The 16,962-nt window shown below is 73.0% G+C and carries 12 protein-coding genes; 5 read left to right on the forward strand and 7 right to left on the reverse strand.

Translation table 11 applies throughout. The annotated features are described in order from the left end of the window. Window positions 1-3: 3 nt before the first annotated feature. Window positions 4-777, reverse strand: coding sequence for a PAQR family membrane homeostasis protein TrhA (gene trhA / locus KG102_RS03310; RefSeq protein ID WP_208209898.1), 774 nt, complete (start codon window positions 775-777; stop codon window positions 4-6). A 191-nt stretch (window positions 778-968) separates the two neighbouring features. Here trhA and KG102_RS03315 point away from each other — a divergent pair, with 191 nt between their 5' ends. Both KG102_RS03315 and KG102_RS03320 read left to right on the forward strand, forming a co-directional pair. Continuing rightward, window positions 969-1,730, forward strand: a complete 762-nt coding sequence (locus KG102_RS03315; protein ID WP_208209897.1) for an isoprenyl transferase — start codon at window positions 969-971, stop codon at window positions 1,728-1,730. A gap of 431 nt (window positions 1,731-2,161) precedes the next feature. Further along, window positions 2,162-3,571, forward strand: coding sequence for a PhoH family protein (locus KG102_RS03320; protein WP_372438462.1), 1,410 nt, complete (start codon window positions 2,162-2,164; stop codon window positions 3,569-3,571). Window positions 3,572-3,603: 32 nt separating this feature from the next. Here the strand turns inward: KG102_RS03320 and KG102_RS03325 are convergent, their stop codons facing one another. The 6 genes from KG102_RS03325 to KG102_RS03350 all read right to left on the reverse strand — a co-directional run bounded on the left by KG102_RS03325 (window position 3,604) and on the right by KG102_RS03350 (window position 13,685). Then, on the reverse strand, window positions 3,604-4,332 hold the full coding sequence (locus tag KG102_RS03325; RefSeq protein ID WP_208209896.1) for an ABC transporter ATP-binding protein: 729 nt from the start codon (window positions 4,330-4,332) through the stop codon (window positions 3,604-3,606). Beyond that, on the reverse strand, window positions 4,329-5,333 hold the full coding sequence (locus tag KG102_RS03330) for an ABC transporter ATP-binding protein (RefSeq protein WP_208290487.1): 1,005 nt from the start codon (window positions 5,331-5,333) through the stop codon (window positions 4,329-4,331). Before KG102_RS03330 ends, KG102_RS03325 begins: the two co-directional genes overlap by 4 nt. Window positions 5,334-5,358: 25 nt before the next feature. Beyond that, window positions 5,359-8,169: an FtsX-like permease family protein gene (locus KG102_RS03335; protein WP_208290486.1), complete on the reverse strand. Its 2,811-nt coding sequence runs from the start codon at window positions 8,167-8,169 to the stop codon at window positions 5,359-5,361. Then, window positions 8,166-11,444 carry an FtsX-like permease family protein gene (locus KG102_RS03340; RefSeq protein ID WP_208290485.1) on the reverse strand — a complete coding sequence of 1,093 codons (3,279 nt, stop codon included), beginning with the start codon at window positions 11,442-11,444 and terminating at the stop codon, window positions 8,166-8,168. The genes KG102_RS03335 and KG102_RS03340 overlap by 4 nt, the downstream gene beginning before the upstream one ends. A 177-nt stretch (window positions 11,445-11,621) precedes the next feature. Next, a complete protein-coding gene (locus KG102_RS03345) occupies window positions 11,622-13,019 on the reverse strand; it encodes a class II fumarate hydratase (protein ID WP_208290484.1) in 1,398 nt (465 codons plus the stop codon). A 21-nt stretch (window positions 13,020-13,040) separates the two neighbouring features. Beyond that, complete coding sequence (locus KG102_RS03350; protein WP_208290483.1) at window positions 13,041-13,685, reverse strand: carbonic anhydrase; 645 nt, start codon at window positions 13,683-13,685, stop codon at window positions 13,041-13,043. A 108-nt stretch (window positions 13,686-13,793) separates the two neighbouring features. Here KG102_RS03350 and KG102_RS03355 point away from each other — a divergent pair, with 108 nt between their 5' ends. From KG102_RS03355 to KG102_RS03365, 3 genes are read left to right on the forward strand one after another with little or no spacing between them, the layout of a single operon-like run. Further along, the gene (locus tag KG102_RS03355) at window positions 13,794-15,089 is read left to right on the forward strand and encodes a sugar ABC transporter substrate-binding protein (RefSeq protein ID WP_249667453.1); all 1,296 of its coding nucleotides are present in this window, start codon (window positions 13,794-13,796) and stop codon (window positions 15,087-15,089) included. Then, window positions 15,086-16,081, forward strand: coding sequence for a carbohydrate ABC transporter permease (locus KG102_RS03360; protein ID WP_208209889.1), 996 nt, complete (start codon window positions 15,086-15,088; stop codon window positions 16,079-16,081). Before KG102_RS03355 ends, KG102_RS03360 begins: the two co-directional genes overlap by 4 nt. Further along, the gene (locus KG102_RS03365) at window positions 16,081-16,929 is read left to right on the forward strand and encodes a carbohydrate ABC transporter permease (protein WP_208209888.1); all 849 of its coding nucleotides are present in this window, start codon (window positions 16,081-16,083) and stop codon (window positions 16,927-16,929) included. Before KG102_RS03360 ends, KG102_RS03365 begins: the two co-directional genes overlap by 1 nt. The last annotated feature ends 33 nt before the right edge of the window (window positions 16,930-16,962 follow it).

Below are 16,962 nucleotides of genomic sequence, written 5' to 3' on the forward strand. Positions count from 1 at the left end.
GGGTCAGGCCGACCCGTAGGCCGCGAGCGACACCGCGACGTAGTGGCACCCGTACCCGATCACGGTCAGCACGTGGAAGATCTCGTGGAACCCGAACCAGCGCGGGCTCGGGTTGGGCCGCTTGGTGCCGTAGACGATCGCGCCGACCGTGTAGGCGAGCCCGCCGCCGGCGATGAGCGAGATGATGGCCACGCCCCCGGAGCGGTAGAAGTCGGGGAAGAACCAGACGGCCACCCAGCCGAGCGCCAGGTACACCGGCACGTAGAACCAGCGGGGCGCGCCGAGCCAGAACACGCGCGCGAGCAGGCCGACCACCGCGCCGGACCACACGACGATCAGCAGGGTGCGGGCGGTGTCCGGGGGCAGCAGCAGGACCGCCAGCGGCGTGTAGGTGCCGGCGATGATCAGGAAGATGTTCGTGTGGTCCAGCCGGCGCAGCACCGCGGCGGTCCGGGGGGTCCAGCGGCCGCGGTGGTACACCGCGCTGGTGCCGAAGAGCATGACCGCGGTGACGCCGAACACGGCGGTGGACCACCGGGCCTGTGCGGTCGGCGAGAACATGACCAGCACGATGGACGCGACGACGACGAACGGGGTGGCACCGGCGTGGATCCAGCCCCGCAGGTGCGGCTTGACGGTGTCGGCGACCCGCTCGACGATCCCGGCGGACTCCTCGTCCCCGGCCACGCCGGCTCCGGGCGTCTGCCCCTGCACCGCGGAGGGGGCTGCGGGCGTGCTGCCCTGCTGTCCCGGAGCGGGCGCGGGGGAGGAGCTCATGGAGCGGACTCGTTTCGTCAGCGGGGAACCTACGACACCGTAGGTTACGACGCCGTAGGGGGGGTGTCGACCGCGCTGCGGACGATGTGACGCGGTCCACCAACCGGAGCAGGGGGCCCTGCGGACTGCGTCCGCGGTGCCCGCGCGGCGAGTACCGTGAGGGGTCCAGATCGCCAGACCGAGGAGTGCGCGTGCGTCTGCCCCACCCGCTCTACGGGCTGTACGAACGTCGGTTGGCAGCATCGCTCCCGCAGGACGGGCTCCCGCGCCACGTCGGGGTCATCCTCGACGGCAACCGTCGCTGGGCCCGCAGCCTGGGCGAGTCGACGCGGCACGGGCACCAGGCGGGGGCCGACAAGATCGCCGACCTGCTCCAGTGGAGCGAGGACATCGGCGTGGAGGTCGTGACCCTGTGGATGCTGTCCACGGACAACCTCGCGCGCAGCGCCGACGAGCTCGAGCCGCTCCTGGAGATCATCGAGGACGCGGTGGCGGCCCTGGCCGAGACCGGGCGGTGGCGGATCCAGGCCGTCGGCTCGCTCGAGATGCTCCCGGACCAGACCGTCAAGGCGCTCACCGCCGCCCAGGACGCCACGGTCGCGGTCACCGGTCTGCACGTGAACGTCGCGGTCGGGTACGGCGGGCGCAAGGAGATCGCCGACGCGGTGAAGGCGTTCCTGCGCGAGCACGCGGACGCCGGGTCGAGCCTGGACGAGCTGGCCGAGGCGTTCGACGTGGAGCACATCGCCGAGCACCTCTACACCAAGGGGCAGCCGGACCCCGAGCTGGTCATCCGGACGTCGGGGGAGCAGCGCCTGGGCGGGTTCCTGCTCTGGCAGAGCGCGCACTCGGAGTTCTACTTCTGCGAGGCCTACTGGCCGGACTTCCGCCGGGTGGACTTCCTGCGGGCGGTCCGCGCGTACGCCGCCCGGGAGCGTCGCGGAGGCCGTTGAGCGGGCACGTGCGCTGAGCGCCGGCGACGCGCCGTCCGCATGCCGGGCAGGCGCGCACTCGGCACTCTCGCGGCGGCTCGCGACCCGCGGCCCGACCGACGGCTCCCACCTGCGCGTTCGCGCCGGGTGGGGGACCCGGTCCGGCGTTCCCCCGGAAAGACGCGGATGAACACCGCGTGACGGCGTCGCGTGTCGCCCTCGACGGACGGGTACCGCGCCCTATGTTCCGCCGTAGAGGACAGCGACCGCCGTCCCCGGGAGGCCAGCCCATGGAGCATCCGCTCCGGGAGGAGGGCCGGTTCCGGCCCTCCGTCCCCGGAGGGGCCGACCGCCCCCGTCCCGTCGCCGTCCGTCGGTGCATGGTCCTGCTCCGGCAGGACACCGGCGTCCGGTGCCCGTCGCGGCGCACGTAGCGCCGGAGGGAGCCTGCCGTGGTCAGCAACGCGCAGCACGACGCCCAGCACACGACGTCCGAGCGTCCCCAGCCGGACCCGTCCGCCGAGGCCGAGGGTCGCAAGACGCACGTGCTCGACACCTCGGTCCTGCTGTCGGACCCGCGGGCGATCCTGCGGTTCGCCGAGCACGACGTGGTCCTCCCGGTGGTCGTCATCACGGAGCTCGAGGCCAAGCGGCACCACGCCGAGCTCGGCTACTTCGCCCGGTCGGCGCTGCGCATGCTGGACGACCTGCGCATCCAGCACGGCCGGCTCGACGTCCCCATCCCGCTGAACGACGACGGGGGCACCCTGCGGGTCGAGCTGAACCACACCGACCCCACGGTCCTCCCGGCCGGGTTCCGGCTGGGCGACAACGACAGCCGCATCCTCGCCGTCGCGGCCAACTTCGCTGCCGAGGGGCGTGATGTGGTCGTCGTCTCCAAGGACCTGCCGATGCGCGTCAAGGCGTCGGCGGTCGGGCTGTGCGCGGAGGAGTACCGCGCGGAGCTGGCGGTGGACTCGGGCTGGACCGGGATGGACGCACTCGACCTGGGCGAGCAGCAGATGGCCCAGCTGTGGGAGCACGAGTCGATCGCGCTGGCCGACGTGGCCACGGCGTTCACCCCCACGAGCGTCGCCGGCACGCACCCGAACGACCTGCTGTGCCACACCGGGGTGGTGCTGCACAGCCCGCGCGGCTCGGCGCTCGGCCGGGTGACCGCCGACAAGCACGTGCAGCTGGTGCGCGGCGACCAGGACGTGTTCGGCCTGCACGGCCGCAGCGCCGAGCAGCGGATCGCGATCGACCTGCTGCTCGACGAGGAGATCGGCATCGTCTCCCTGGGGGGACGCGCGGGCACCGGCAAGTCCGCGCTGGCCCTGTGCGCGGGCCTGGAGGCCGTCCTCGAGCGGCGCCAGCACCGCAAGGTCATGGTGTTCCGACCCCTGTACGCCGTGGGCGGCCAGGACCTGGGCTACCTGCCCGGCAGCGCCGACGAGAAGATGAACCCCTGGGCCCAGGCCGTGTTCGACACCCTCGGGGCGCTCGTGTCCAAGGAGGTCGTCGAGGAGATCATGGACCGCGACATCCTTGAGGTGCTGCCGCTGACGCACATCCGTGGGCGTTCGCTGCACGACGCGTTCGTCATCGTCGACGAGGCCCAGTCGCTCGAGCGCAACGTCCTGCTCACGGTCCTGTCCCGCATCGGCCAGAGCTCGCGGGTGGTCCTCACCCACGACGTGGCCCAGCGCGACAACCTGCGCGTCGGGCGGCACGACGGCGTCGCCGCGGTGATCGAGGCGCTCAAGGGCCACCCCCTGTTCGCCCACGTCACGCTGACGCGTTCGGAGCGCTCGCCCGTGGCCGCGCTGGTCACCGAGCTGCTGGAGGGCATCGAGGTCTGAGGCGCCGACGGGCGCCAGGCACCTGGCGCCCGTCAGCCCTCGGGTCCCTCGACCAGCCGGCCGTCGGCGATGTGCAGCACCCGGTCGGCCAGCGACACCATGAGCGGGTCGTGCGTGGACACGATCGCGGTCATGCCCTCGGCCTCGACGACCGCGCGGATGAGGGCCATCACGGCCGTGCCGGTCTCGGTGTCCAGCTGCCCGGTCGGCTCGTCCGCCACCAGCAGCCGGGGGGAGTTGGCCAGCGAGCGTGCGATCGCGACGCGCTGCTGCTGCCCGCCGGACAGCTCACCGGGTCGCTGCAGCGCGTGCGGGCCGAGGCCCACCAGGTCGAGCAGCAGCTGCACCCGCGCCTCCCGGTCCTTGGTCGGCAGCTTGCGCAGCCGCAGCGGTACGCCGACGTTCTCGGCCGCCGAGAGCACCGGCACGAGCCCGAACGTCTGGAAGATGAACGACACGACGTCGCGGCGCAGCTCGACCAACCCCGCCTCGTCGAGCGAGGACACCTCGCGCCCCTCGACGACCACGCGGCCCTCGTCGGGCCGGTCCAGGCCGCCGATCACGTTGAGCAGGGTGGTCTTGCCCGAACCGGAGCGGCCGACGAGCGCGACCAGCTCGCCGGGCGCGATGGTGAACGAGACGTCCCGCAGCGCGTGCACCGCAGCTGCGCCGGTGCCGTAGGTGCGGCTGACGCCCTCGACCCGGACGACCGGGTCGGTACTCGCCCGGGCGGTCGGCGCAGGGGTGCTGGTGAGGGTCATCGGCCGGTCTCCTCGGAGGGGGCGGAGTGGCGGCCGAACCTGCGCGCGGGTTCGGCCGTCGGGGCGGGGCGGTCCGGCCACAGCGACACGTGCGACTCCTCGAGCGCCAGCCGCACGCGGCCGACCAGCTGGAGCGCGTCGCGGTACTCGCGCGGCAGCTGCACGCGCCCGGAACGGTCGAGCACGGCGAGCTCCTCGGCGACCACGTGCTCGCTCCCGTCCTCACGCGTCTGGGTGCGCCGGATCACCTCCGAGCTGGTCCGCCCGTCGCGGATGGCGACGGTCCGCTGCACGTGCTCGCTCACGCCGGGGTCGTGGGTCACGACCACCACCGTGGTGCCCAGCTCGCGGTTGACCGTCCGCAGCCCCTCGAGGACGTCGTGCGACGTCGCGGAGTCGAGCTCCCCGGTGGGCTCGTCGGCGAACAGCACCTGCGGGGAGTTCGCCAGGGCGACCGCGATGGCGACGCGCTGCTGCTCGCCGCCGGACATCTGTGACGGTCGCCGGTCCGCGCAGTAGCCGACGCCGAGGACGTCGAGCAGCTCGGCGGCACGACGGTCGCGCTCCTTGCGGCGCACGCCGGCGAGCGCGAGCGGGAAGGCGACGTTCTCGGTGCCGCTCAGGTACGGCACGACGTTGCGCGCAGTCTGCTGCCAGACGAAGCCGACCATGGAGCGCCGGTAGGCGACCCGCTGCGCGCCGGTCATCGACATGAGGTCCCAGGGACCGACGCGGACGCGTCCGGCCGTCGGCACGTCGAGCCCGGACAGGACGGAGAGCAGCGTCGACTTCCCCGAGCCGGAGGCGCCCACGATCGCGACGAGCTCACCCTCCTCGACCAGCAGGTCCAGGCCCTGCAGCGCCTGCACCTCCACGCCCTCGGACTGGTAGATGCGCACCAGGGAGTCGCAGACGATCAGGGCGTGCTCGCCGAAGGCGCCCGTGCGCTGCCGGGCACGCTCCTCGAGCGCGCCGAGCGTCGGCTCGTCGGTCAGGGTCACGAGTGCCTCCCACGTGTCGTCCGGTTCATCGTTCGCCCACCCGCAGCACCTCACCGAGCCGGTCGCGCCGCCGCACGGCCGACTCCACCATGACGGCCGCCGCCAGCGCCACGAGCACCACCGCAGACGCGCCGGCGATGGGCACCCAGGTGACCACCAACCCGGTCGCTGCCGGGTCGCCCGTGAGCAGGTCCAGGCCCAGCGCGCCCGTGAGGAGCCAGGGGACCGCGATACCGATCGCGGTCCCCGTGAGCACGGCGGACAGCGCCAGGGGTGCCAGCTCGCCGAACGTCATGGCACGGCCCGTGCGGCCGTCCATCCCCAGCGTGCGCAGCGCCGACAGCGTGCGGCCGCGCTCGCGGCTCGTGGCGACCACCGTGAGCACCAGGGCCAGCGCGGCGTACCCGGCGAGGACCACCCCGGTCGCGATCAGCAGCAGGAGCAGGCCCGCGTTGAGCGAGGAGGCCCGCCAGGTCTCGAGCCAGTCCGACCGCTCGGTCACCATCAGCCCGGGGGAGTCCGCCAGGCCGGCCTCGCGCACCGCGGCGAGCGCGCCGGGACCGTCCACCCACAGGGTCGTGATGGGGGCCTCGATCCCCGCTCCGGCCAGGAACGTGTCGCGGTCGGCGACGATCGTGCCGTCGGCCGGGGCCGACGGCAGCGCCCTCGGGTCCCGGGGGAGGTTCGGCGGGTGTTCTGTGGCGCCGACCACGTCGAGGTCGACGAACCGCGAGGCTCCCATGACCGCCGGCTGGACCAGCTCGGCGGTGCGCCGCAGCGACGCGCTGATGAGCACCGGGATGCCCTCGCCCGTGCCGAGCGTGGCGAGGCCCGGGTCGACCGGCCGGTCGTGCGCCTCCAGGATGGTCGCCAGCTCGGCCGCGTCCACCAGCAGGAGCCGCGCCTTGGTCCCGCTCTCCTGGCCGAACGTGCGGTCGCCGAGCGCCGTCGCGGCCGCCGCCGACGTCACCCCGGGCAGGTCGCGCAGGCGCGCGACGTCGGCCGGGTCGACCGGCCCGTCGACGCGCACGTCCGCGCCCACGACGATGTCCGCGGCGGTCTCCTGCCCCTGCTGCACCGTGTCTGCCGTGGTCCCGCAGAACACGACGAGCGCCACCGAGATCGTGAGCGTCAGCAGGGGGACGCGGATGCCGGACGTCAGGCTGGCGCGCGCCGTCGCGATGACGGGGACCAACCCCCGGCGACGGGAGGCGCCGTGGGACATCGCCCGCAGCGTGGGCGGCAGGATGCGCGCGAGCAGGACGGTCGCGGCGGCGGCCAGCAGCACCGGGGTCGCCGCGAGCAGCAGGTCGACGTCGCCGGTCGCCGTCTGCAGCAGCCCGCGGCTGCGCACGGAGACGAGCGCGGCGGCGGCGATGGCGACGAGCGTGAGCTCTGCGGTCACGCGGCGGGCCCCGCGGCGACGCAGGGCGCGCTCGCGGTCCGCGCGGTTGGCCGGCTGGCGCCGACCCGTCCAGGCGCCGGCGACCACGACGCAGGCGGCCACGGCCGGGGCCAGGGCCGCGACCACGACGATGATCGCCGCGACGACCCAGGTGCCGCGGCCGTCCGGGGCGATGAGCCAGGCGCCGGCAGCGCCGACCGCAGCGGCGGCGACCACGAGGGGCACCGTCTCGACCAGCGACCGCACGGCGACGGACGCGATCGACGCACCGCGAGCCCGCTCGGCGACCAGGAACGTCTCGCGGCGCACCACCAGCAGGCGCGCGGCCAGCACGAGGGCGAGCGCTCCGACGACCCCGAGACCGACCAGGAGCACCGAGGTCTGCGCGCTCGCCGCCACCATGCGCTCCTGGGCGATGCGCAGCACGGTGTCGAGCTCGGTCTGGATGGCGGGCGGGGTGCCGTCGGTACCCGTCAGCGGCGTGGGCACCAGCACCACCTGCGACACCGCCTCCGCCAGCGCGCCGACGTCGGGGGCCGTGAGGTGCGTCGGGTCGGCAGGGAAGCGGTAGGTGGTCGTCACGCCGCGGGTCTGCTGCACGGCGAGGAGCATGTCCGGCAGGGACTCGTCGGAGAGCAGCATCGCCACCCGCCCGACGGCCACGGCCGCCGCGGGTGCCGGGGTCTCGTCGAGGAGGTCCGGGTACTGCGACCACACCGGCGACGCGGGGTCCAGCGGCTCGTACAGCCCGCTGATCTCGACCTGCACCCCCTGCGGCAGCGTGCCGCTGAGGTCGAGGCGCTGGCCCACCACCAGACCGTGCCGCGCGGCGGCCGGGGCGGAGACACCGACCTGGACGAGCGAGGTGACCTCCAGGGGGGCGGACGCGGTCGGGGCCGGCTCGGCACCGGCGACCCAGCGGACGACGGGGTCGTCGGTGCGCCAGGTGGTCCCGACGTGCACGAGCCGGGTGCCGAGCACGATGGTGTCGCCGCCGTCACCGGGCCGGATCGTCGCGCTGACGTCCTGGCTCCGCACGGAGTACACGGCCGGCGCGGTGACGGCCTGCACCTCGGGCGGCAGCACGGTCCCCATGTCCCGCGCGGCGTTGGCGGCGAGGACCGCCGCGTCGTCCACCCGGACCGGATCCGCCAACCTGGCGCTGCTGGAACCGGGACCGCGCGGGAGCACCGCGACCACGTCCGCCCCCGGCCCGGCGTCCACGATGCTCTGCCGGACCCCCTCGTCGGCCATCTCCTGCACGAGGCGCGGCACCGCCAGAGCGATGAGCACGGCGACGGCGAGCACGACGGCGGCGAGGGTCAGGAGCCCTGCGTCCTGGGCGCCACGGCGCCGTGCCACGAGGACCGCGTCCCCCGTGGCCGCACGCCACCCCACCCTCGGCGGCCGGCGCAGCGTCGGTGCGCTCATCGTTCGTCCCCCAGCCGCAGCAGCTCGCCCGAGGCCCGGCGCAGGAGAGCGTTCGTGGTCGTCGCGACGGCCAGGCCGACGAGCACCAGGAGGACCGTCACCAGCGCCAGCTGCACGGCCCACGGCCACTGCACGATGACGGCGGGCACCGGTCGCCTGCCGTCGCCGGCCACGGTCACCAACGGTGCGACGACGCGTCCGAGCAGGGCTCCCAGCGCCAGACCGGCCAGCAGGCCGAGCACGCCGAGGATCGCGTGCTCGACGAGCACCGAGCGCACGAGCCCCGACCGTGCTGAGCCGAGCGCCTGCAGCCGCGCCAGCTCCAGCCGCCGGGTGCGGACCGCGACGGTCGCGCTCATGGCGAAGCCCGCCACCGCGAGCGCCACCGCGGCGAAGGTCACGATCCACAGCGCCGCCTGGACGCTGATCCGCAGCGGGCCGTCCGTGGCCTCCCCGCGCTGCACGGCGCGGGACTCCGAGACGCCGAGGCCGGCCTGCTCCAGGTGGTCGATGAGCCCGGGGGCGTGCTCGTCGGGGACCTCGAGCCACCACTCGTCGAGGAGCGTGGCGGTCCAGGACTGCAGCAGGGCGGCACGCGCGAGCGTCTCCCTGTCGACCAGGAGGCCGGAGCCGCGGGGCAGCCCGGGAAGGTAGGGCACCTCCCGTTGGATCACCACGGGCACGAGCGTGCCGCCCAGGTCGAGCTCGAACTCGTCGCCGACCTCGCCGGAGACGCTCGACAGCAGGGTGTCCGTGGCGAGCACCGGCATCGGCCCGGGGTCGGGGTGGGTGACGGCCGCGAAGCCGGTCGCCTCGAACAGCAGGTCGACGTACGGGATCAGGGCCCGCAGGTGCAGGCCCTCGCCGTCGGGCACGACCGAGAAGACTGCTCCGCCACCGACCTGACCGGGTCGGCCGCGGACCGTCCACTCCGGGCTGTCGAGCGGGACGGGCGTGATGGCCTCCGACTCCACCACGCGCAGGTTGCGCAGGGAGATGCTGACGTCGACGAGGACCCGCTCGCGCGCCGACACGGCCTCCCCGCCTCCCTCGATCGCCGAGAGCACCTGTCCGACGACGCCCACCAGCCGCAGCCCCTGCGACCCGGGCGGTAGCGGCACGGACACGTCCGTGACCTGCTCGTCGAGGGGCACCTCCGAGAGGTTCAGCCCGACCCGGTTCGACATGGCGTCCTCGACGACCAGCGTGACCAGCAGGCTGCCGACGACCTCGTCCCCGGTCACGCCCTCGACGTCGACGAGCAGACCGGTCGGCGACCCCGGCAGCTCCAGCCCGGCCGTGGGTCCGGCGGGGTGCAGGGGTTCGGTGAGGGCCGCCCAGTCGGGCGAGATGCGGCCGCGCAGCAGCTCGTCGGCGAGCGTCGTGTCGACCGCCAGCAGGTTGGCGGACGCGGTCCGTCCGCGCGCGCCTCCGACCGACGGCGGGCCGAGGGCGACCGAGCGGTTGGTGACCCCGCTCGCGTGCTCGACGTCCGGCAGCCCGGCGACGGCCGCCGTCTGCTCGATCGCCGAACCCTCCAGGCGGTCGAGCCGGACGTCGGTGCCGAGGGCGAGGTCGGCCTGCTCCGCCTGCGACATCCGCCAGGTGCTGAGGAAGGACTGGGAGAAGGACCCGACGGCCAGGGCGAGCGTGAGGAGCAGGACGGCGCCGGCGGCGCGGCCCGGTCGTCGGCGCACCTCCCAGGCCGCGAGCGGCCAGACCAGCGAGCGGCTGCGCGCGGCGAGCCGCTCACCCGCGCCGGTGATCACGGGCAGGAGCCGCAGCGCCAGGACGGCACCGGCGAGCAGCAGGAGCGCGGGTGCGGCGACGAGCACCGGGTCCAGCCGAGCCGGTCCGGTGGCCGCGACCGGCGAGCGGTAGCTGCTGAGCTGCCAGATGGCGACACCGGCCACCACCAGCAGCGCGAGGTCCGCGCCCGAGCGGGCGAGGCCGCCCCGGCGGTCCTGGCGCACCAGCTGCTGCTCGGCGTCCACCACGCTCCCGCGGCGGCGCAGCAGCGGACCGAGCAGCACGCAGGACAGCACGAACGACGCGGCCGCGCACGTGATCCACAGCACGGGGGGTCGGCCCGGGTCGTGGTGCAGCCCCGCCCGAGCGAGCGGGCCGGCTGCGGTGATCGCCTGGAACAGGAGCACGGCCAGCCACGGCGAGACGAGCGTCGTCACCAGGGCGACCCCGGCCGACTCGAGCGCGGCGAGCCCCAGGAGCTGGCGACCCGAGGCGCCGCGCGACGCCATGAGCGTCTGCTCGGGTGCGCGCCGGTCGGCGAGGAGCCGCGCGGCCAGCAGGAGCACGGTCACGGCCAGGACCACGAGCATCAGCCCGACGATGACCAGGCTGACCCGGGTGACCGCGAGCGCGTTCATCGCCTCGTCGATCGTCGGTGCCAGCCGTGAGCCGAAGATGCTGGACACGGTGAAGGAGTCCGTGGCAGACAGCAGCGAGGGCTGCGCATCCTGCAGCCGCTCGCGCAGGGCGGTGACCGCGCCGGGCGGGCTCCCGGTCAGTTCCGGGGACGCCACCAGAGTCGCCATCGCGACGGTCGCGGATTCGGTCAGCGCGTCCGGGGCGACCACGAAGGGCCCCCAGGCGTCGGTCGTCATGAGGCCGAAGCTGTTGGGGATGGGGTGGTTGGGGTCGTGCTCCGCACCGACCAGGAGGTCCCGGGTCCACAGGGTGCTGGGACCGGCGAGCTCGTGCACCCCGACCACGACGACCGCGGACTCGTCGTAGGTGTCGAGGTTCTGCACCGGCAGCTCGGTGCCGACGGTCCACCCGTACTCGTCGGCGGCGACCTTGGGCACCGAGACCTGGACGCGACCCGCGGCGTCCGCGGAGGTCGTCGGCCACTCGCCCTCGAGGAGCGTGGCGTGCGACGGGATCACCGGGTAGGAGGCCTGGTACGCGAGCGGCTTGATGCTCCCGTCCTCGCCGGTGAGCCGGTAGAGGGGGGAGGTGAGCCACGTGGATCGCTCGGCAGGGACGTCGGCCAGGAGCTCGTCGAGGAACTCCCCGCCCGCCGCGACGGCGTCGTCCGGGCGGGTGTTGAGCAGCGAGAGGTCGACGTCGATCTCGGTCGCCGCGGCCGGCGCCTGGTCGAGCGCCATGTCGAGCGCGCGGTGCTCGCTGGTGAACAGCAGGAGCGCGAACGTGCCGAGCAGGCTGGATCCGACCAGCGCCACGGCGACGACCGTCGCCACGAGGACCCGCTGGGCGCCGGCGCGGTGACGCAGCACGCGCAGGCTCCACCCCATCAGACCTCCCCGTCCGGGCGCACACGACCGGCCGTGGTGCGGCTGCGCGGTGCGGCGATCGTAGGGGAGCACTCACGCTCCGTGGGAGCGTTTCCGCAGTTGTGACCGAACCGAGACATGCAGGTCAGGGACGGACGAGGGCCCCGGTGCCGGTGCACCGGGGCCCTCGCCGGACGGTCAGGCCTGCGGCGGCCGCGTCATGCTCAGCACGTCCAGCGCGCTGTCCAGCTGCTCCTCGGTGACCTCGCCGCGCTCGACGAAGCCGAGGTCGATGACGGCCGCGCGGACCGTGATCCCGTGCTTGACGGCGTGCTTGGCGATCTTCGCGGCCGCCTCGTAGCCGATCACGCGGTTCAGCGGCGTGACGATCGACGGCGAGGACTCGGCCAGCGCACGGGCGCGCTCGACGTTGGCGACGAGGCCCGACACCGTCTTGTCGGCCAGCAGCCGGGACGCGTTGGCCAGCAGGCGGATCGACTCGAGCACCCCGGCGGCGATCACGGGGATCTGCACGTTGAGCTCGAACGACCCGCTCGCGCCGGCCCAGGCGACCGTGGCGTCGTTGCCGACGACCCGCGACGCGACCATCAGCACGGCCTCGGGGATCACGGGGTTGACCTTGCCCGGCATGATCGAGGAGCCCGGCTGCAGGTCGGGGATCGCGATCTCGCCCAGCCCGGTGTTCGGGCCCGAGCCCATCCAGCGCAGGTCGTTGCAGATCTTGGTGAGGCCGACCGCGATCGTGCGCAGCGCACCCGACAGCTCGACCAGCCCGTCGCGTGAGCTCTGCGCCTCGAAGTGGTCGCGCGCCTCGGTCAGCGGCAGGCCGGTGTCCTCGCGCAGCAGCGCGATCACCCGCTGCGGGAAGCCCGCCGGGGTGTTGATCCCGGTGCCGACGGCCGTGCCGCCGAGCGGGACCTCCGACGCGCGAGGGAGCGCCGACTCGAGGCGCTCGATGCCGTACCGCATGGCGGCCGCGTAGCCGCCGAACTCCTGGCCGAGCGTCACCGGGGTGGCGTCCATGAGGTGTGTGCGGCCGGACTTGACCACCTGCGCCCACTCGACCGACTTGGCCTCGAGCGCCTCGGCCAGGTGGCCGAGGGCCGGGATCAGGTCGCGCACGACACCGGCCGTGGCGGCCACGTGCACCGAGGTGGGGAACACGTCGTTGGACGACTGCGAGGCGTTGACGTGGTCGTTCGGGTGCACGTCGCGGCCCAGGAGCCGGCCGGCGAGGGTGGCGAGCACCTCGTTGGTGTTCATGTTGGAGCTGGTGCCGGACCCGGTCTGGTAGACGTCGATCGGGAAGTCGCCGTCGTGCCTGCCGCTCGCGACCTCGTCGGCGGCGGCGGCGATGGCGTCGGCGACGTCCTGCTCCAGGACCCCCAGCTCGGCGTTCGCGCGGGCGGCCGCCTTCTTGATGCGGGCGAGCGCCTCGATGTGGCTGCGTTCGAGGCGGCTGCCGGAGATCGGGAAGTTCTCCACGGCCCGCTGGGTCTGTGCGCGGTAGAGGGCGTCGACGGGGACGCGCACCTCGCCCATCGTGTCGTGCTCGATGCGGTACTCAGAAGTCATGCGGTCATCCTGCCGCACGGACTACACCCCGACGTCGCCCAGGGCCTCGGAGAGGTGCACGGTCCCCTCGGCGAGCGTGTACTCGACCCCGACGATCGCCACGCGGCCCTCCGTGATCGCCTCGGCGAGCGAGCGCGAGTAGCCCTGCAGCATCTGCACCGTGTGCCGGACGTGCTCCTGGCCGAGCACGGCGGGGTCGAGGGTGTCCAGGGCACCGAGGCCGCCACCCGCGAGGTTGACGATGCTCGGGATCACCCGGTCGACGATCGCGCGCACGAACCCGGTCGGGAGCTCGCCCGTGGTCAGGGCGGTCGTGGCAGCCGCCACGGCGCCGCAGCTGTCGTGGCCGAGGACGACCACCAGGGACGCGCCGAGGACGTCCACGCCGTACTCGATCGAGCCGATGACCGTCGTGTCGAGCACGTGGCCGGCGGTGCGGACCACGAACACGTCACCCAGGCCCTGGTCGAAGATGATCTCGGCGGCCACACGCGAGTCCGAGCACCCGAAGATCACCGCGAACGGGTGCTGGGCGGAGCTCAGGTTCGCGCGGTGGTCGACGCCCTGCGAGGGATGGAGCATCTCGCCGCGCACGAACCGCGTGTTCCCTTCGCGCAGTGCGGACCAGGCTTCGGCGGGTGTCGTGGGTCGTGTCACGGGCCTCATGCTCGCAGGTCATCTCCGGAATCGGCAGACCGTCTCCAGTGGCGGGCACCCGGAGGCAGGTGTAGCCAAGGGGGGTGGGGCAGGACGCCTCGCAGGGGGAGGTGTTCCGTGCGACGACGCACACGGGGGATCGCGCTGGTGCTCGCGGTGGGGGTGCTCGCCCCGCTCGCCGCCTGTGCCGATTCCGGGTCGGGTACGCCCGTGCTCACCTGGTACATCAACCCCGACGACGGGGGACAGGCCGAGATCGCCAAGCAGTGCACCGAGGACGCCGACGGCGCCTACGCGATCGAGACGTCCGTCCTCCCGCGTGACGCGAGCGCGCAGCGTGAGCAGCTGGCCCGCAGGCTCGCCGCCAAGGACTCGTCGATCGACATCATGAGCCTGGACCCGCCGTTCATCCCCGAGATGGCCGAGCCCGGATTCCTGGCTCCGGTGCCCGACGACGTGCAGGAACGGGTCAGCAAGGACGTGGTCGCCGGCGCCCTGGCCGGCGCGTCGTGGGGCGACGAGCTGGTGACGGTCCCCTTCTGGGCGAACACGCAGCTGCTCTGGTACCGCAAGTCGGTGGCCTCGGCGGCAGGACTCGACCCGGCGACGACCCCGGTGACGTGGGACCAGATCATGGACGCGTCGAAGGACCAGGACAAGTACCTCGGGGTCCAGGGCACCAAGGCCGAGAGCCTGACGGTGTGGATCAACGCGCTCGTCGCGTCGGCCGGAGGGGAGATCCTCGAGAACCCCGAGGCGCCCGCGGACCAGATCAAGCTGGGCCTGGAGACCCCCGCGGGCGACGCCGCCGCGACGATCATCGGCACGATCGGCAAGGAGGGGCTCGGCGGGCCCGCGCTGCCGACGGAGGACGAGAACGCGTCACTGTCGATCTTCCAGGGGGACAGGGGCTCGTTCATGGTGAACTGGCCGTTCGTCTGGTCGGCCACCAAGGCCGGCGTCGAGGACGGGACGTTCACGCAGGCCCTGCTCGACGACATCGGCTGGGCGCTGTACCCGCAGGTGACGGCCGACCAGCCGACGGCTCCGCCCTACGGCGGGATCAACCTCGGCATCGGCGCCTTCAGCAAGCACGTCGACCTCGCGTACCAGGCGGCGGAGTGCATCGTCACCCCCGAGCACCAGGCCTTCTACTTCGCGACGAACGGCAACCCGCCGTCCAACACCACGGCGTTCGACGACCCGGCGGTCACCGAGGCGTTCCCCATGGCGGACGTCATCCGGGAGTCCCTCGAGCTCGCCGTCCCGCGGCCGCAGACGCCGTACTACAACGAGGTCTCCACGGGTCTGCAGCAGACGTGGCACCCGCCGAGCGCGGTGAGTCCGGAAGTCACGCCGACGAAGTCGACCGACCTGATCATCGCCGTGCTGCGAGGGGAGCGACTGCTATGAGCACAGCGTCGACGGGTGCGGGGGCGGTCACGGCCGCGATCCCTGACGGGGCGAGGCCCGACCTGCGCGATGCGGGGGCGAAGGCCGGCCGCAGCGACCGCGCCAGGTCCGAGGCGCGCCTGGGCTGGCTGCTGGCCGGTCCGGCGTTCGTCGTCATGCTCGCGGTCACGCTCTACCCGATCCTGCAGGCCGTGTACGACTCGCTGTTCCACTTCCGGCTGACCGCGCCTGACGACAGGTCCTGGGCCGGGCTGGAGAACTACGGGGTGGTCCTGTCGGACTCGCTGTTCTGGCAGGCGCTCGGTGTCACCGTGTTCATCACGGTCGTCACCGTCATCGTCGAGCTGATCCTCGGCTTCGCGCTCGCACTCGTCATGCACCGCGCGATCACCAGGCTGCGCGGGCTGCTGCGCACCGCGATCCTCGTGCCGTACGGGATCATCACGGTGGTCTCGGCCTTCGCGTGGTTCTACGCGTTCGACATCAGCTCCGGGTACGTCAACCACTGGTTCGACTGGGTGCCCGGGATCAGCGAAGACCTCAACTGGTTCGCCGAGCAGGGGACCAGCCTCTCCGTCATCATCATGTCGGAGATCTGGAAGACGACGCCGTTCATCTCCCTCCTTCTGCTCGCCGGGCTGTCCCAGGTGCCCACCGAGCTGGAGGAGGCCGCGGAGGTCGACGGCGCCACCTGGTGGCAGCGCCTCACGCGGGTGATCCTGCCGAACATGAAGGCCGCGATCATGGTCGCGGTCCTGTTCCGGGCCCTGGACGCGTTCCGCATCTTCGACAACGTCTTCATCATGACCAACGGCGCCAACGGCACCGAGGTGCTCTCGCTGCTGGCCTACCGGACGTCCATCGGACGCCTCGAGATCGGGCTCGGCTCCGCGATCTCGGTGCTCCTCTTCCTGTGCGTGATCCTCATCTGCTGGGCGGCGATCAAGCTCTTCAAGGTCGATCTGGCCGGCGGCACGAGGGGAGCGTCCTGATGAGCTACCTGTCGACGAGGGCGAAGTGGGGCTGGGCGCTCATCACGATCTTCGTGCTGCTGTACGCGCTCTTCCCGGTCGTGTCGATCTTCGCGACGTCGTTCAAGCTGCCGAGCCAGCTGAACCTCGGGCTGTTCTGGCCCAAGACGTGGTCGACCACCAACTACGAGCAGATCCTCGCGCCCGACGGCTCCGCGCAGACGCTGTTCCTGTCGTCGCTGCGCAACTCCGTCGGCATCTCGTTGATCGCCACGGCCATCGCGGTCGTCCTGGCGACACTGGCCGCCTACGCGATCGCCCGCCTGGACTTCCCCGGCAAGCGCGTCGTCCTGCTCACCGCGCTGGGCGTCTCGATCTTCCCGGTCATCTCGATCGTGACCCCGCTGTTCAACCTGTGGCGCAACATCGGCCTCTACGACACGTGGCTCGGCCTGATCATCCCGTACCTGTCCCTGACGCTCCCGATCTCCATCTGGACCCTGGCGGCGTTCTTCCGGCAGATCCCCTGGGAGCTCGAGCAGGCCGCTCAGGTGGACGGCGCCACGACGTGGCAGGCGTTCCGCAAGGCGATCGTCCCGCTGGCGGCTCCCGGCGTGTTCACCACCGCGCTGATCGCGTTCTTCATCGCCTGGAACGACTTCGTCTACGGCATCTCGCTGACCTCGACCGACCGCGCCCGACCCGTCCCGGCCGCGCTGGCGTTCTTCACGGGCGCCTCCCAGTTCGAGGAGCCGACCGGGGCCATCTCCGCCGCGGCCATCGTCGTGACCATCCCGGTGGTCATCCTCGTCCTGCTCTTCCAACGCCAGATCGTGTCCGGCCTGACCCAGGGCGCCGTCAAGGGCTGACGCCCGCGCGCACAGCTCGTCCCACGAAGGAGA

The sequence above is a fragment of the Cellulomonas fengjieae genome, assembly GCF_018388465.1.
Lineage (GTDB): Bacteria > Actinomycetota > Actinomycetes > Actinomycetales > Cellulomonadaceae > Cellulomonas > Cellulomonas fengjieae.

What these genes read in the sequence shown, in the direction of transcription:
- trhA (WP_208209898.1), bottom strand. Translation starts at nt 777, where the DNA reads ATGAGCTCCTCCCCCGCGCCCGCTCCGGGACAGCAGGGCAGCACGCCC.
- KG102_RS03325 (WP_208209896.1), bottom strand. Translation starts at nt 4,332, where the DNA reads ATGACCCTCACCAGCACCCCTGCGCCGACCGCCCGGGCGAGTACCGAC.
- KG102_RS03335 (WP_208290486.1), bottom strand. Translation starts at nt 8,169, where the DNA reads ATGAGCGCACCGACGCTGCGCCGGCCGCCGAGGGTGGGGTGGCGTGCG.
- KG102_RS03340 (WP_208290485.1), bottom strand. Translation starts at nt 11,444, where the DNA reads ATGGGGTGGAGCCTGCGCGTGCTGCGTCACCGCGCCGGCGCCCAGCGG.
- KG102_RS03345 (WP_208290484.1), bottom strand. Translation starts at nt 13,019, where the DNA reads ATGACTTCTGAGTACCGCATCGAGCACGACACGATGGGCGAGGTGCGC.
- KG102_RS03350 (WP_208290483.1), bottom strand. Translation starts at nt 13,685, where the DNA reads ATGAGGCCCGTGACACGACCCACGACACCCGCCGAAGCCTGGTCCGCA.
- KG102_RS03360 (WP_208209889.1), top strand. Translation starts at nt 15,086, where the DNA reads ATGAGCACAGCGTCGACGGGTGCGGGGGCGGTCACGGCCGCGATCCCT.
- KG102_RS03365 (WP_208209888.1), top strand. Translation starts at nt 16,081, where the DNA reads ATGAGCTACCTGTCGACGAGGGCGAAGTGGGGCTGGGCGCTCATCACG.